This is a genomic window from Mycobacterium sp. RTGN5 (genome assembly GCF_033804465.1).
Taxonomy (GTDB): domain Bacteria; phylum Actinomycetota; class Actinomycetes; order Mycobacteriales; family Mycobacteriaceae; genus Mycobacterium.
The window spans coordinates 175,583-190,493 of the sequence record NZ_JAPZLA010000006.1 but is presented as its reverse complement, the minus strand read 5'-3'; the positions used below and the strand labels follow the sequence as shown (position 1 = coordinate 190,493).

Below are 14,911 nucleotides of genomic sequence, written 5' to 3'. Positions count from 1 at the left end.
CACTTACCTTTCATTCTCGAGCTGTACGCCGAAAGTGTTGAACGCCATGGCCAACATGCCGTAGCTGCCGACGGTGAAGACGAAATCCATACGCTGGCGCTCGTTGAGGTGCTCGCCGAGTGCTGCCCAGGTTTCGTCGGTGAGATTTGATGCGCCCTCGAGCTCGTCGGTGGCCTTCACTACCAGCCGGTCGAGCTCGTCGTTGGCCTCGCCGCGCCGGATGGCCTCGACATCGGCGTCGGTGAGCCCCTCCGCCTTGGCCATCTCGACGTGGTGCGCCCACTCGTACGCGCAGTCGCGACGATGCGCGACCCGCAGCACCGCCACCTCACGGATCCGGGCCGGAAGCGTGGAGCGGAACAACAGGTAGACGTTGAAGCCCAGGTAGGCCTTGGTGAGGTCGGGATGCCGTACGAGGGTGGACAACGCTGTCCCGGCACCCTCGGGGTTTTGCCGGTCGCGCGGCAGCATGCCCTTCAGGGCGGACTGCACCTCGTCGTCCCACTGTTCCGCTGGTAGCGGCGTCAGGCGCACCGGTAACCCCCTCTCAAGGTGGAGAATCGCATTCTCAAATCCGGATAACAGATTTCCATGATCTTGCCGGAAGGTCAATCCCCGCCTGTGAGCAGGGCGAAAAATCGAGGTCGGGCGGGCGTGTCAGAGGGTCAGCCTACGGCCGTGAACCGCCGGTAAGGCGATTACCGGATGTTGATTCTCGCGGAATGAGAAGCTAGTTTTCAGTAGAGGGCCGCCAGCGAAGGGAAGTGCCATGCGCAAAGAGGACATGATCCTGATCAGCGTCGATGACCACATCGTCGAGCCGCCTGACATGTTCAAGAACCATCTGTCGAAGAAGTACGTCGACGACGCGCCCCGGCTGGTCCACAACCCCGACGGCTCGGACATGTGGCGCTTCCGCGACATCGTCATCCCCAACGTCGCGCTCAACGCGGTGGCCGGTCGGCCCAAGGAGGAGTACGGCTTGGAGCCGCAGGGCCTCGATGAGATCCGGCCTGGCTGCTTCGACGTCGATGAGCGGGTCAAGGACATGAACGCCGGCGGCATCCTCGGGTCGATGTGCTTCCCATCGTTCCCCGGCTTCGCCGGCCGGCTGTTTGCGACTGAGGATGCGGACTTCTCGCTGGCGTTGGTGCAGGCCTACAACGATTGGCATGTCGAGGAGTGGTGCGGGGCCTATCCGGCCCGCTTCATCCCGATGACGCTGCCGGTGATCTGGGATCCGGTGGCCTGTGCGGCCGAGATCCGCCGCAACGCCGCCCGCGGTGTGCACTCCCTGACGTTCAGCGAAAATCCCTCGGCGATGGGTTATCCGAGCTTCCATGACTTCGACCACTGGAAGCCGATGTGGGACGCGCTCGTCGACACCGACACGGTCCTCAACGTGCATATCGGATCGTCGGGCCGCCTGGCGATCACCGCCCCGGATGCGCCCATGGACGTGATGATCACGTTGCAGCCGATGAACATCGTGCAGGCGGCGGCGGATCTGTTGTGGTCGCGTCCGATCAAGGAATATCCCAATCTGAAGATCGCGCTTTCCGAGGGTGGCACGGGCTGGATTCCGTATTTCCTGGAGCGTGCCGACCGGACCTACGAGATGCATTCGACGTGGACGGGCCAGGATTTCGGGAAACAGAAGCCCTCAGAGGTGTTCCGGGATCACTTCCTGACGTGCTTCATCTCCGACAACGTCGGGGTGCAGCTGCGCAACGACGTCGGTATCGACAACATCTGCTGGGAAGCGGACTACCCGCACAGCGACTCGATGTGGCCGGGCGCCCCCGAGCAGCTCGATGAGGTGTTGAAGAAGCACAACGTGCCCGACGACGAGATCAACAAGATGACGTACGAGAACGCGATGCGCTGGTATCACTGGGATCCGTTCACGCACATCGCCAGGGAACAGGCCACCATCGGCGCGCTACGTAAATCTGCTGAGGGACATGATGTTTCCACCCAGGCGCTGTCCAAGAAGGAGAAGACCGGCGCCAACTTCGCCGATTTCGCGGCGAATGCCAAGGAAATGAGCGGCAACACGGACTGAAAAGTCCGCAACAGCGATGGTGCGCCGGTGCGCAGAATGCCGATCGCACCGGTGTCGTCGGCTGTGCCGGCGACTGAATAGAGGAGTGTGGGTGTGTCTTCAGGCATGAGCTTCGAATTGACTGACGATCAGGAGCTGATCCGTAAGTCGGTGCGGGAGCTGGCATCACGCTTCGATGACCAGTACTGGATGGACAAGGACCAGGGGCACGAATTCCCCCAGGAGTTCTACGACGCCATCGCCACGGGCGGCTGGCTGGGCATGACCATCCCGGAGGAGTACGGCGGCCATGGGCTCGGCATCACCGAGGCCACGCTGCTGGCCGAGGAGGTCGCCCGCTCCGGTGGCGCCATGAACGCCGCCAGCGCGATCCACATGTCCATCTTCGGCATGCAGCCGGTCGTGGTGTTCGGCTCCGACGAAATGAAGGCCGCGACCCTGCCGCGGATCGTCAACGGAGACCTGCACGTCTGCTTCGGCGTTACCGAACCCGGTGCCGGACTGGATACTTCGCGCATCACGACGTTCGCCAAACGCGACGGCGACCACTATGTGGTCAACGGCCGCAAGGTGTGGATCTCCAAAGCGCTGGAATCCGAGAAGATCCTGCTGCTGACGCGAACCGAGAGCCGCGACGACGTGGAAAAGCGGGGAGGCAAGCCGACCGACGGCATGTCCCTGTTCCTCACCGACATCGACCGCGACCACGTCGACATCCGGCCCATCAAGAAGATGGGGCGCAACGCCGTCAGCTCCAACGAGGTGTTCATCGACGACCTACGGGTCCCGGTCTCTGACCGCATCGGTGAAGAGGGCAAGGGCTTCTCCTACATCCTGCACGGGCTGAACCCGGAGCGAATGCTGATCGCTGCCGAGGCGCTGGGCATTGGGCGGGTGGCACTGGACCGGGCGGTGAAGTACGCGAACGAACGGGTGGTGTTCGACCGGCCGATCGGGATGAACCAGGGCATCCAGTTCCCGCTGGCCGATTCGCTGGCGCGCCTGGACGCCGCCGAGCTGATCCTGCGCAAGGCGACCTGGCTCTACGACAACGGAAAGCCGTGCGGCCGGGAGGCCAATATGGCCAAATACCTGTGTGCGGACGCCGGATTCGCCGCAGCCGACCGCGCGTTGCAGACTCACGGCGGCATGGGCTACTCCGAGGAATACAACATCTCCCGGTTCTTCCGCGAATCGCGCCTGATGAAGATCGCCCCCGTCAGCCAGGAGATGATCCTGAACTTCCTCGCCGCCAACGTGCTCGGCCTGCCCAAGAGCTACTAGTGGCTCTCTTGCCGGCCGACCGTATGGTGATCCGATGACTTCTGCGCAAGGACCGGCAGCCCCGCTGGCCGGTATCACGATCGTGGCCCTGGAACAGGCGGTGGCGGCGCCGATGTGCTCACGCGTGCTGGCCGACTTCGGTGCCCGCGTGATCAAGGTCGAGAACCCCGCCGGTGGGGACTTCGCCCGCCACTACGACGATGTCGTCAACGGCCCCGGTGGCCTTGCCGCCCATTTCGTTTGGGCCAACCGCAACAAGGAATCGATCGCGCTGGACCTCAAGTCGGCCGAGGGTCTCGAGATCCTGCATCGGCTGCTCGACCGCGCCGACGCGCTCGTCTCGAATCTGGCGCCGGGCTCGACCGCCCGGCTCGGCATTTCACCGGAGCAGCTGCGCGACCGGCACCCCGACGTGATCGCCGTCGAGATCGATGGATACGGGGCCGGCGGTCCGCTGTCGAACAAGCGCGCCTACGACCTGTTGGCGCAGTCTGAGTCCGGATCATGTGCGGTCACAGGCTATCCCGGCATGCCCGCCAAGCCCGGGCCCCCGATGGCCGACATCTCCACCGGGCTGTACTCGGCGCTGTCGATCATGGCAATGCTGATCTCGCGGGACGGCCGGGAGCGCCGCGGTGCAGCGGTCAACGTCAGCCTGTTCGACACGATGATGGACCTGATGGGCTATCCGCTGACCTATGCCCAGCATTCCGGAATCGATCAGCAGCCTTTGGGGATGAACTCCCCGGCGGTCGCCCCGTATGGCTCCTTCGACACCGCCGACAATCAGACGGTCGTGCTCGGCACCACCAACGACCGCGAGTGGCAACGACTGGCTCGCGAGATCATCGAGCGACCCGACCTCGCTGACGATCCGCGCTTTGCATCCAACTCCGATCGCGTCGCCAACCGCGATGTCCTCAACGAGGCCATCCAAACCTGGTGTGCCCAACACGATCTCGCGCACATCCAGAAGACCGCCGACACCGCGGGCATCGGCAATGCCCGCTATAACCTGCCCAGCGACGTGCTGGCGCATCCCCAGCTGTCGGATCGCGACCGCTGGCGGACGGTGCAGACCACGGCCGGGCCGATCCAGGCGATCCTGCCGCCGCCGATCATCTCCGGCTACGAGCAGCCGATGGGGCCGGTGCCGGGCCTCGGTGAGCACACCGACGCCCTGCTGGCCGAATTGGGCTTGTCCGACAACGAGATCGGCCGCCTGCGTGAGCAGGGAGTTGTCGCGTGAAAAATACGAAGGAGCTGGAATAGCCATGCGGGAAACGGTGATCGTCGAGGCAGTGCGCTCTCCGGTCGGCAAGCGAAACGGCGGATTGTCCGGCATGCATGCCGCCGACTTGTCGGGGCTGGTGCTGAACGCGCTCGCCGAGCGGACGGGACTCGACCCGTCGACCGTCGACGACGTGGTGTGGGGTTGCGTGTCCCAGGTCGGTGACCAGTCCAGCAACATCGGCCGGTTCGCCGTCCTGGCGGCCGGGTGGCCGGAGTCCATTCCAGGGACCACGGTCAACCGGGCCTGCGGATCCAGCCAGCAGGCACTCGATTTCGCGGCGCAGGCGGTCATGTCCGGGCAGCAGGACGTGGTCGTGGCAGGCGGCGTCGAGGTGATGAGCCGCGTTCCACTCGGCTCGGCGCGTGCCTCTGGCATGCCGTACGGCCCCAAGGTGCTCGAGCGCTACGACGACTTCGCGTTCAACCAAGGCATTTCGGCGGAGATGATCGCTGAAAAGTGGGGCTTGGGCCGCACCGACCTTGACGAGTTCTCGGCGCGCTCGCACGAACTCGCCGCCGCCGCACAGGATCGCGGGGCCTTCACCGATCAGATCGTCCCGGTGGCTACCGAGGGTGGCGTGGTCAGCGCCGACGAGGGTATCCGCCGCGGTACCACTGTCGAGAAACTGGCCGGCCTCAAGCCGGCCTTTACCGAGGACGGCGTGATTCACGCGGGCAACTCTTCGCAGATCTCCGACGGTGCGGCCGCATTGCTGGTGACCACCGCCGAATATGCTGCAGCCCAAGGGTGGACACCGCTGGCTCGCTATGTCGCAGGCGCGGTCGCCGGCGCCAACCCGGTGCTGATGCTCACCGGTCCGATCCCGGCGACGCAGAAGGTTCTGGGCAAGACGGGCTTGAGTATCGACGACATCGGAGTGTTCGAGGTCAACGAGGCGTTCGCGCCGGTCCCGCTGGCCTGGCAGGCCGACACCGGTGCGGCCGCCGACCGTGTCAACCCGCTCGGCGGGGCCATCGCGCTGGGCCACCCGCTCGGCGGTTCGGGTGCGGTGCTCATGACGCGCATGCTGTACCACATGCGCGACAACGGAATTCGCTACGGACTGCAAACGATGTGCGAAGGCGGCGGCACCGCCAACGCCACCGTCGTCGAGCTGATCAACACAGGAGCCTGATGCGCCGCGACCTGTTCACCGAGGACCACGAGGCGTTCCGCGAACTCGCTCGAGACTTCATCGAGAAGGAGGTCGTTCCCGCATACCCGCAATGGGAGAAGGCGGGACGGATGCCGCGCGAGACGTTCGCCAAGCTCGGGGAGACCGGGATCATGGGGATCACCCTGCCCGAGGAGTATGGCGGCGGCGGGCAGGACGACTACCGCTACAACGTGGTGCTGCAGGAGGAAGCGGCGCGTGCCCTGGTGACGCTGTCGACGGTGCGCACCCAGCTCGAGGTGATCCTGCCGTACTTCCTGCACTACGCGAATGACGAACAGCGCACCCGGTGGTTTCCGGGGCTTGCCGCAGGCACGCTGCTGACCGCGGTCGCGATGACCGAACCCGGCACCGGATCGGACCTGGCAGGCGTGCGCACGACGGCGGTGCGCGACGGAGACGACTACATCGTCAACGGCGCCAAGACGTTCATCACCGGTGGCATGCAGGCGGATTTGGTGGTCGTGGTGGCTCGCACCTCCACCGATCCGGATAACCGCCGCGCCGGGCTGACCCTGCTGGTCGTCGAGGACGGGATGGCGGGCTTCACCCGCGGGCGCGAGCTGGAGAAGATGGGCTGCAAGGTGCAGGACACCGCGGAGCTGTCGTTCGTCGACGTCCGCGTGCCGGCCGCCAACGTGCTGGGGGAGGAGGGTCAGGCCTTCAGCTACCTGGGGCACAATCTGGCCCAGGAACGGCTCACCGTGGCGGTCGGCTCGGTGGCGCAGGCCCGCTCGGCGATCGTTGCCGCGATCGAATACACCAAGAGCCGTAAGGCATTCGGCACGCCCGTCGCCTCGTTTCAAAACACCAAGTTCGAACTCGCCGCCTGCTCGACGGAGGTGGAGGCCGCCCAGACGATGCTCGACCGGGCGGTGACGCTGCACGTCGAGGGCGAGCTCAGCGGTGCCGACGCCGCCCGGGTCAAACTGTTCTGCACCGAGATGCAGCAACGGGTGATCGACCGCTGCCTACAACTCTTCGGCGGCTACGGATACATGATGGAGTATCCGATCGCCCGCCTCTACACCGATGCGCGGGTGGCCCGGATCTATGCCGGCACCAGCGAAGTGATGAAGGTGATCATCGCGAAGTCGCTCGGGCTGTAGCCGTCGGCGCTGTTCTGTACCGATCGGTGCGGAAGTGTTATGGTTCCCGCCATGGCGGCGAATCAGGAGACGAAACAGGTTGTCCTCATCACGGGCGGCACGTCGGGCATTGGCTTGAGCCTGGCAGAAGCCTTCCTGGGTCAGGGCGCTGCGGTAGCGGTCTGCGGACGATCGGTGACGGCTCTGGAGAGTTTTTCCCGCGCTCACCCGGATGCGTTGGCCGTCCAGGCTGACGTGACGATCGCCGAGGCGAGGGCTGCGCTGCTCGACGCGGTAGCCGCTCGGTTCGGTCGACTTGACGTCCTGATCAACAATGCGGGCACGTTCGTCGAACGCGATTTTGTCTCCGACATCGACGCCACCCACGGCCTCGAATACGAAGTCGCCCTTAATCTTACGGCGCCCATTGAGCTGACAGGCGCAGTGCTGAATCGCTGGCCGGCGCTCGCTGCGATCGTCTTTGTCACGTCGGGCTTCGCCTTGGTTTCACCCACCCGCGCGCCGACCTACGGCGCGGTGAAGGCGGGATTGCACGGCTTCGCCGAAGGCCTGCGCCGCCAGCTTGAGCCCACGAAAACCCATGTCCTCGAACTCCTTCCACCCACGACCGACACGCCCATGAACGCGGACCTCGTTGGCAAGAAAATGTCACCGGCCGCGGTGGCGGCGGTAACTCTCAAGGCTTTGGCGCGCCGCCGGCCGATGGCCCTGCCGGGCTCGACCAAGATGCTCCCGACGATGCTGCGGATCACTCCGAACACCATCACGCGCGCGGTCGCCAAGATGTGATGCGCGAAGCGGACAAGCCTCAGGCGGGTGGCCAGTTGCGCAGCGCAGCGTCGGCGACGGAGTAGAGGTCGTCGGCACTGGCGCCGGCCGCGGCCTGAACGGCGATGCCGTTGGACACCGTGACGATGTAGCGCGCCAGCACGCCGGGGTTGGCGTGCGGCGGTAGGTCGCCTTCGTCAAGTGCGCGTTGAAATCGGTCGCGCAGCGCAGCGACTGCCTCATTGCGCCATCCGATGAGCATGTCGCGGATCGCGCGGGCGGGCTCGCCGGCGGCGAGGGAACCTTGAACGGCCAGGCAGCCCGCTGGGTCGGCCGGACTGGTGGTGGCCTTGATCGACCCCTGCAGGACAGCCGCGGCCACCTGTCGCGCGGTCGGTTCTTCCAGCGCGCGCGGGCCGTAGGAGGCCGGGCCTTCGGAGTAGCGCCGCAGGGCCTGAGCGAACAGCTCTTCCTTGTTGCCGAACGCGGCGTACATGCTGGTACGGCTGATGCCCATTGCTTCCGTCAGGTCGGTGAGGCTCGCACCTTCGTAGCCCTGTTCCCAGAAAACGCGCATGGCGCTATCGAGCGCTTGGTCGGCGTCGAATGCCCGCGGGCGCCCGATCGCCGGCTTCTCGACACCTTTCATGCGATCGACCGTACCGGTTTTGCACCGATAGGTACGAAACTCCACGCTGCCCGAAGAGTGACGCTATCGACGGTGCGCACCCAGCTCGAGGTGATCCTGTCGGCACCAGCGAAGTGATGAAGGTGATCATCGCCAAGTCCCTGGGCTATAGCCCCGACTTCGCTTCACGCGACGATCGCGATCTGGAGCTGGTCTCGGGCGTCCCAGCTGCTGCCGTCCAGAGGCTAGTGGCGGTCCTGAAGTATCGCTTCGATGTTTCGTTCGGCCAGGGCAGTTATGGACATGAACGGGTTGCAGCCGATGAAGCCGGGGATGAGCGAGGCGTCGTTGACGTAGAGGTTCTTGTAGCCGTTGACTCGGCCGAATGCGTCGGTCACGGTTCCGCGTACACAACCGCCCAACGGGTGCACGGTGTTGGGCGCGAAAACCTCACCGGAGAAGATGTCGTCGCGGTAGTCAACCCCGTTCGCTTGCGTGATCTTGTCGAACACTGCTCGGGCCCGCTGCGTGAGATGCTCGGTGTAGGCGGCAGGCCAGTCGATGGCGATCGAGTCTGTGGCTTGGTTATATCTGATGTCGGCCCGGTCACCGGTCTTGACCATGACGTAGTAGCCGAGCATGTGTGTTTCGACGGGCAACGGCATCGAGAAAATGGTTGCGTAGACGGGATTGTCCGGGTCGGCTCGACCGTCGATGTTGATCAAGCCGAGTAGCGACTGCTCGGTGCCCGCAGGGTCGGCGTCATTGAGTGAATGGGCGACCATGATGTCGCCATTGTTCCCGTAGCCGTGGCCTAGGGATTCGCCGAGATTAGGCAGTGCGCCGGACTCTCGCGCGCGAAGCAGAATGTGATTGGTCCCCAGCACACCTGCGCTCAGATAAAGGTGGGTGCAGCCGATTTCGTCGCGGCCGGCGTCGTGTCCCCACCGATCGATCGAGTGGGTGGACACGACGTACTCGCCTGACGGCTCGCGGCGGATCCCGACGACTTCGGTCAGCGGTTTGAGCGTCACTTTGCCAGAGGCAAGAGCTGAAGCGATGTAGGTCTGATCGACGCTGCCGACACGTCCGTAGTTGTTCCCGAATTGCTGCTCGACGGCGAGCGCCGAGCGGGGAACGGCGTCGGCTGCTTCTCGTTGCATGTAGTCGAAGGAGTATGCGCTGCCGGTGTAGTCAACCGGGTAGCCGCTGGCAGCGGCATACTGCCGTCCGACACGCGCGTATTGGTAACACGGGGTTTGTTCAAACCAATCCATGTCGCGATAGCTGATACGCAGCGTGGCCTTCGCCCGCTCGATGTACGTCCCGAGAAACTCCGATGGCGGGATATCGGGAAACGTCTCGGTGATCTGGTCACTGGTCGGAATGGCAGCGACGGCAGCGTTGATCATCGACCCGCCGCCGACGGCGATTCCCCGGAAGACTCGGTGAGCGCCGTGTGTTTCCTTCGCACAGATGCCCGCCTGTATCGGCTGCGGCGACGGCGCGTGTTTGGCGACGTCGTCGATCGAGACGCCCTGAAACGAGGTCACCAGACTTGGGGGAACATCTGTGAACCACCCTGCACGGGTGTCGGCGGGCAGCATTTTGGTGAACCGCCGACCGTCGGCGTCGGGAGCATCCCATAGCCGGCCCTTTTCGAGGATCAGGGTGTTCACCCCTGCTTGTCCGAGCCGCAACGCCGATACTCCACCACCGTAGCCACTACCGACCACGATTGCGTCATAGTGAGCCCGTGGGGCAGATCCGGGCTGCAATGTCTTGGCCGAACAACCGAGTCCCAGTGCGCCCGAAGCGATCGCAAGAGTGCCCCCGACAAATTGCCGCCGTGACAACTGGTTCACGACAGGACGGCTTGCCGGTCGGAATATTTGCGCAGCAAGGCCTTCCTTCGGCGGGGGTCCAACGCCGCCCGATCAATGCGACCGCCGTAGTAGTTGATCACCCGCGGGTCCATGACACGGCACCAAAGCGGGGGTATCGCTGCTAGGAGGAACATCGCGGGGTAGCCAGCGGGTAGTTGGGGCGCGAGTTCGCTACCGCGGAGGTAGGTGAATCGGCGCCGTGGATTGGCATGGTGGTCAGAATGGCGTTGCAGATGGAAGAGGAAGATATTGGTGATCAGGTAGTTGCAGTTCCAACTGTGTTGGATGTCGATGCGCTCGTAGCGGCCGTTCGGCAGAAGTTGGCGACGCAAACCGTAATGTTGGACGTAATTGGCCATCTCCAGCAGACAGATGCCGATGACGGCTTGTCCGGCCAGCCATGGAAGAACCACCGGGCGAAACCACAGGGTGAGTCCGACAATGAGAACCGCACTGATCAGCCAGCCGCTCAGGTTGTCGTTTTTCAGGGTCCACGGCGAGGTGTGCAGTCGTGCGAGGCGGCGGGTCTCCAGCTTCCACGCCGAGCGCACGCCTCCGATCACCGAGCGCGGAAGGAATCTGTAGAAGTGTTCGCCGAGTCGTGAGCTGGCGTTGTCCTGCGGTGTGGCCACGCGAACGTGGTGGCCGCGGTTGTGTTCGACAAAAAAGTGGCCGTAGCACGTTTGCGCCAAGGCTAGTTTGCTCAACCGCTTTTCCATCTGCACGCGTCGGTGGCCGAGTTCATGGGCGGCGTTGATGCCGATCCCGCCACTGATGCCGACTGTCACCATCAACCCAAGCTTGTCGCTCAGCGACATCGACAACCACCCCCCGCCGCTCCACAACCAGCAAGCGAAGATCAGCGACAAATACTGGTTGGGCAGGTACAGAAATGTCGCGAGCCCATACAGAGGGTGATCCCGGTCGAGATCGATATGTGCATCACCGGGTGTGCTGGTCCTGTCGATGCCGACGAAGTAGTCGATGATCGGCAACCCCACAAACACCAGGAGGGGGCCGAGCCACCAAAACAAGGCGATTCCGGTGGTTTTCACCAGAAGCCACGACGCCATGACCAGCAATGGCACCAGGGCGGCCAAGAACCAGACGTACCGCTTCGGGTCGTTCCACGTCGTCATCCCAACGGTTCCTTGCGAGATTTCCTGGGCGCGAATGCATGTCACAGCGACGCGGGCCCGACCTCGTCGCTCGCTTGAGGCCAGCGTCTCAGTGGGAGACGTGGCAAGTCTATAGGACAGCGGTGACGATTATGTATCGACCGACACCGGCGCGGTGTGTCTGGGGAGCCATGACCTCCTTTGGTGGGCACCGGTTTTGGGTTGTCTGCCTCGGAACGGTGGCAGTGCGGGACCGTTGAGTGCTGTAACCGCCGGTCAGTCGGAGACTTGCGGCGGCGGTCGTCACGTCGGAGCGGCGAGCACAGCCCGGGTTACCCCGTCAGGTTGGCATTAAACGAGGCCGGCTCGTCCCACAGCAACCTCCAGCGGCCGACAATGCGCTGTGTCAGTGCGGTGCGAAAACGCCTGAGGCGCACGGATCGGCGGCTGAACTGCCAGCACCATTTCATGGCAATAGTGGTAGCGCTCGCTAACGGCTCGGCAGGTGTCCAGCACAGGTATTTGCCGGGAGCCTATTTATTGTGTGAGCCACTGCTTTGATCTCGTCTGCGGACCACCACGAGCACGTTTCGTTGGAAAGTACTGGCGCAGCTGGCCATTGGCGTTTCGCCGCTGTCTCGGTCCCGTGGCAATTGAGGGTCGGCGACGACACTAATGGTGCCAGCTCGGTCCTGAACTGGACGTGGACCGAAATCGGTTGCCTTGCTCGCTCGGTGGGCGGGGGTGGATGACCGTATCTGCGGCGTTCCGGCCGTGCGTTCGGTACCACCGTCCAGACCACCGCGGGGGTGGGCGCGCCGCTGCCTGATTGTGGGGCGGTCGCGGGTGCGGTGGGGTTTGCTGTGCTCGTCATCCTGGCGGCTGTGGCACGGCGGTGATCCGCCGTCCGCTCTGCTGATCTGCCCGGACAATCGGTCCCTGGACATCAGCGCGCTGCCTGTAGCCCATGCGATTCCCACCATTTCGGCTGAGACCCTTGTCACATCGGCCCCAACCAACCTACTGTGTGTTCACTAGGTTGGTCTGAGGAAGGGAGTGCGGTGACGGCGACGCGTCCGTACGCAACCCTTCTCGCCAAGGGTGAGGATCGCAAGCAGCGCATTCTCGATGTCGCGCAGCGGCTGCTGGCGCGCAACGGCTGGCGAAACACCACCCTGGCTCAGATCGCCAGAGAAGCCGGCGTCACCGCGGCCGGACTGCTGCACCACTTCGAATCCAAGGAGCAGCTTCTGCACGCGGTGCTCGACGCCCGGGATGCCGACGACAGTGAGCATGCCGACTATCTGGCGGGCGACCTTGTCGAGGGCATCGCGAATGCTGCCGACCGGTTTGACCGGTCACCGCAGCTCGTCGGGACGTTCGCCGTGCTGATGGTGGAGAACATTGCCCCCGACGCCCCGCTGCACGATCGCCTTGTGGACCGCTACCGGCAGGCGGTCGAGATCATCGCCGAGCGCATCCGCAGCGGTCAGGCCGAGGGGCGCTACCGAACAGACGTGAACGCGGCCCGCAAGGCCGTGGAAATCCTGGCATTTGTCAACGGAATGGAGACCTCATGGCTACTCGACCCGTCAATACCGCTGACGCAAGTGTTCAGGGAATACTCGAGGTCGCTGGCGACCCAGCTGAACCCGGCCGCCGGATCATGAGATACCGCCTCGACATCGTCGCACCGAGTGTCGCCGAGGCGGTGCAGCATGCCGGCGGTTGGATCTTCGACCGGGTCATGGCCGGCTGGGATGTCAACGTCCTGCTCGCTCAACCCGGTGACACCCGTGCCTTGTCGATTCTGGGGGCCCAGACGGCCGACTTCGAATCCATGCTCGCGGCCGGCGATGATCAGCCGCACCCCCAGGCACTGGCCGTGGCAGCCGATCTCGTCGACACCGATGCCCGGGTGCGCGAAGGTGTGCTGCGGGCGCTGGATTACGGCATGACCGAGGTGGCGCTGTGGGGTGAGGCGCGGCCGGCCGAACTCGACCGCAACGTGGACTCGGTCGAGCACCGGCTGAGCTCCGCGGCGCGGGTGTTCAAGGCGCAGGCGCTGGCGGCCGCCCTGGTCAGCGATCTCGCGGTGGGGCCAACCGAGACCTTTCGAAGCGGCGCGATGAGCTGTCCGGCCATCGGTGCCGACTTGGTCCCGGCTAGCTGAGCTCGACCTCGAGCGTTATTCCTTGATGGAGATGGCCTGCCGGGGGCACTGGCGCACCGCGTCACGGACTTGCGCCTCGTTCTCCGGCGTCACCTCGTCGTTGAGGACGGTCAGGTAGTCCTGGTCGTCGACCTCGAACACCTCGGGGATGATCGCCATACAGATCGCATTGGCCTCACACAGGCCGAAGTCCACTTCGATCTTCATCGCAGCACCTTAACGGGGACGTGGGAGAAACCGGCGACGTTCTGCATCTGGACTCGCCGCAAGCCGTCCCACTGCACTTCGTAGCGGGGCATGAAGTCGAGCATCTTCTCCAGCGCGATGGCGCTCTCCATGCGGGCAAGGGCGGCGCCGAGGCAGCTGTGGATGCCGTAGCCGAGGCCGAGGTTCTGCGCCTCGGTGCGGTCGCGGTCGATGTCGAAGGTTTCGGCGTCGGTGAAGGCCGCCGAGTCCCGGTTCGCCGATGCCAACAGGAGGAACACCGGTTTGCCTGCCGGAATGGTCCCGCTGGGCAGCGTCGCTTCCCGCAGGGTGTAGCGCACGTTGTACTGCACCGGGCCCTCGTAGCGCAGCAGTTCCTCGACCGCCGCGCCGACCTTGTCCCGGTCGTCGAGCAGCTTCTGCCACTGCTCGGGGAAGCGGGCGAAGTTGACCGCCGCAGTCCCCATCAGCTTGGTCACGGTCTCCGCGCCCGCGCCACCGAGAAGTGTTGCGAAACCGCAGATCTCGATGTCGTCGAGGCGGCGCAGGTTGCCGTCGTCGTCGGGGATCTCGGCGGCGATCAGGCGGCTGATCATGTCATCCTGCGGATTCTCGCGCCGCTCCTGCACCAGGCCGTAGTAATACATCGCGGTGTCGATATTGGCCTGCATGCCGGCCTCGCTGGTCCCGACTTGCCCGGGCTCACGGCTGAGGCTGGTGTCGATCCAGTGCCGAACCTGCTGGCGGTATTCCTCCGGCACGCCGGCCATCCGGGTGATGACCTCGACCGGGAACGGCCCGGAGAAGTCTTGGACGACATCGAACGCGTCCGGGTTGACCGCAGCGAGATACTTGTCGACCAGTTCGTTGACGACATCCTTCTGCGACTGCACCGCGCGCGGCGTGAAGGCCTTGTTCAGCAGGCTGCGCATGTGCCGGTGCTCGGGCGGATCCATGAAGATGATGGATTTCTGCGGCGGCTCGTCCGCCTTCACCATCGCCAGATCGCAGCCGCGGGTCGACGAGAAACTGTCGTGATCCTTCAACGCCGCCGCGACGTCCTCGTGGCGCGAGATCGCGTAGTAATCCTCTTTGGCGTCGTAGTAGATCGGCGCCTCGTCCCGCATGCGCCGGTAGATGTCGAACGGATTCTCGAAGTACTGCTGCGAGAACGGATCGAAGACGAGTTCTGCTTGGGTCATTGCATT

General features: G+C 64.4%; 14 protein-coding genes. 8 read left to right on the top strand and 6 right to left on the bottom strand.

The features are described from left to right. Nucleotides 1-3: 3 nt before the first annotated feature. On the bottom strand, nt 4-534 hold the full coding sequence (locus SLQ31_RS24895) for a carboxymuconolactone decarboxylase family protein (RefSeq protein WP_319436807.1): 531 nt from the start codon (nt 532-534) through the stop codon (nt 4-6). 235 nt (nt 535-769) lie between these two features. On the opposite strand from SLQ31_RS24895, the gene SLQ31_RS24890 reads away from it, so the two are divergent. The 6 genes from SLQ31_RS24890 to SLQ31_RS24865 all read left to right on the top strand — a co-directional run bounded on the left by SLQ31_RS24890 (nt 770) and on the right by SLQ31_RS24865 (nt 7,715). Continuing rightward, nucleotides 770-2,065, top strand: a complete 1,296-nt coding sequence (locus SLQ31_RS24890; RefSeq protein ID WP_319436806.1) for an amidohydrolase family protein — start codon at nt 770-772, stop codon at nt 2,063-2,065. A 105-nt stretch (nt 2,066-2,170) separates the two neighbouring features. Continuing rightward, the gene (locus tag SLQ31_RS24885; protein ID WP_319436805.1) at nt 2,171-3,349 is read left to right on the top strand and encodes an acyl-CoA dehydrogenase family protein; all 1,179 of its coding nucleotides are present in this window, start codon (nt 2,171-2,173) and stop codon (nt 3,347-3,349) included. Nucleotides 3,350-3,383: 34 nt separating this feature from the next. Then, nucleotides 3,384-4,598, top strand: a complete 1,215-nt coding sequence (locus SLQ31_RS24880; RefSeq protein ID WP_319436804.1) for a CaiB/BaiF CoA-transferase family protein — start codon at nt 3,384-3,386, stop codon at nt 4,596-4,598. Between the two features lie 25 nt (nt 4,599-4,623). Further along, nucleotides 4,624-5,778: a thiolase family protein gene (locus SLQ31_RS24875; RefSeq protein WP_319436803.1), complete on the top strand. Its 1,155-nt coding sequence runs from the start codon at nt 4,624-4,626 to the stop codon at nt 5,776-5,778. Beyond that, complete coding sequence (locus SLQ31_RS24870) at nt 5,778-6,926, top strand: acyl-CoA dehydrogenase family protein (RefSeq protein ID WP_319436802.1); 1,149 nt, start codon at nt 5,778-5,780, stop codon at nt 6,924-6,926. The genes SLQ31_RS24875 and SLQ31_RS24870 overlap by 1 nt, the downstream gene beginning before the upstream one ends. Before the next feature lie 51 nt (nt 6,927-6,977). After that, a complete protein-coding gene (locus SLQ31_RS24865; RefSeq protein ID WP_319436801.1) occupies nt 6,978-7,715 on the top strand; it encodes an SDR family NAD(P)-dependent oxidoreductase in 738 nt (245 codons plus the stop codon). 19 nt (nt 7,716-7,734) lie between these two features. Here the strand turns inward: SLQ31_RS24865 and SLQ31_RS24860 are convergent, their stop codons facing one another. The 3 genes from SLQ31_RS24860 to SLQ31_RS24850 all read right to left on the bottom strand — a co-directional run bounded on the left by SLQ31_RS24860 (nt 7,735) and on the right by SLQ31_RS24850 (nt 11,347). After that, nucleotides 7,735-8,343, bottom strand: a complete 609-nt coding sequence (locus SLQ31_RS24860; protein ID WP_319436800.1) for a TetR/AcrR family transcriptional regulator — start codon at nt 8,341-8,343, stop codon at nt 7,735-7,737. A 224-nt stretch (nt 8,344-8,567) separates the two neighbouring features. After that, nucleotides 8,568-10,001 carry a GMC oxidoreductase gene (locus SLQ31_RS24855; protein WP_319436799.1) on the bottom strand — a complete coding sequence of 478 codons (1,434 nt, stop codon included), beginning with the start codon at nt 9,999-10,001 and terminating at the stop codon, nt 8,568-8,570. A gap of 182 nt (nt 10,002-10,183) precedes the next feature. Next, nucleotides 10,184-11,347 (bottom strand): alkane 1-monooxygenase, encoded by a 1,164-nt coding sequence (locus SLQ31_RS24850; protein WP_319436798.1) that lies wholly within the window; start codon nt 11,345-11,347, stop codon nt 10,184-10,186. 1,040 nt (nt 11,348-12,387) lie between these two features. Here SLQ31_RS24850 and SLQ31_RS24845 point away from each other — a divergent pair. Together SLQ31_RS24845 and SLQ31_RS24840 are read left to right on the top strand one after the other, a co-directional pair. After that, nucleotides 12,388-12,996 (top strand): helix-turn-helix domain-containing protein, encoded by a 609-nt coding sequence (locus tag SLQ31_RS24845; RefSeq protein ID WP_319436797.1) that lies wholly within the window; start codon nt 12,388-12,390, stop codon nt 12,994-12,996. Further along, nucleotides 12,993-13,499 (top strand): hypothetical protein, encoded by a 507-nt coding sequence (locus SLQ31_RS24840; RefSeq protein WP_319436796.1) that lies wholly within the window; start codon nt 12,993-12,995, stop codon nt 13,497-13,499. The genes SLQ31_RS24845 and SLQ31_RS24840 overlap by 4 nt, the downstream gene beginning before the upstream one ends. A gap of 15 nt (nt 13,500-13,514) precedes the next feature. Here SLQ31_RS24840 and SLQ31_RS24835 read toward each other — a convergent pair whose 3' ends face one another. Together SLQ31_RS24835 and SLQ31_RS24830 are read right to left on the bottom strand one after the other, a co-directional pair. Then, nucleotides 13,515-13,706, bottom strand: coding sequence for a ferredoxin (locus SLQ31_RS24835; RefSeq protein ID WP_319436795.1), 192 nt, complete (start codon nt 13,704-13,706; stop codon nt 13,515-13,517). Next, a complete protein-coding gene (locus SLQ31_RS24830; protein WP_319436794.1) occupies nt 13,703-14,905 on the bottom strand; it encodes a cytochrome P450 in 1,203 nt (400 codons plus the stop codon). The genes SLQ31_RS24835 and SLQ31_RS24830 overlap by 4 nt, the downstream gene beginning before the upstream one ends. Between the last annotated feature and the right edge of the window lie 6 nt (nt 14,906-14,911).

Coding starts and splice junctions, on each gene's coding strand:
- SLQ31_RS24890 (WP_319436806.1), top strand. CDS start 770: ATGCGCAAAGAGGACATGATCCTGATCAGCGTCGATGACCACATCGTC.
- SLQ31_RS24885 (WP_319436805.1), top strand. CDS start 2,171: ATGAGCTTCGAATTGACTGACGATCAGGAGCTGATCCGTAAGTCGGTG.
- SLQ31_RS24880 (WP_319436804.1), top strand. CDS start 3,384: ATGACTTCTGCGCAAGGACCGGCAGCCCCGCTGGCCGGTATCACGATC.
- SLQ31_RS24875 (WP_319436803.1), top strand. CDS start 4,624: ATGCGGGAAACGGTGATCGTCGAGGCAGTGCGCTCTCCGGTCGGCAAG.
- SLQ31_RS24870 (WP_319436802.1), top strand. CDS start 5,778: ATGCGCCGCGACCTGTTCACCGAGGACCACGAGGCGTTCCGCGAACTC.
- SLQ31_RS24865 (WP_319436801.1), top strand. CDS start 6,978: ATGGCGGCGAATCAGGAGACGAAACAGGTTGTCCTCATCACGGGCGGC.
- SLQ31_RS24860 (WP_319436800.1), bottom strand. CDS start 8,343: ATGAAAGGTGTCGAGAAGCCGGCGATCGGGCGCCCGCGGGCATTCGAC.
- SLQ31_RS24850 (WP_319436798.1), bottom strand. CDS start 11,347: ATGACGACGTGGAACGACCCGAAGCGGTACGTCTGGTTCTTGGCCGCC.
- SLQ31_RS24840 (WP_319436796.1), top strand. CDS start 12,993: ATGAGATACCGCCTCGACATCGTCGCACCGAGTGTCGCCGAGGCGGTG.
- SLQ31_RS24835 (WP_319436795.1), bottom strand. CDS start 13,706: ATGAAGATCGAAGTGGACTTCGGCCTGTGTGAGGCCAATGCGATCTGT.
- SLQ31_RS24830 (WP_319436794.1), bottom strand. CDS start 14,905: ATGACCCAAGCAGAACTCGTCTTCGATCCGTTCTCGCAGCAGTACTTC.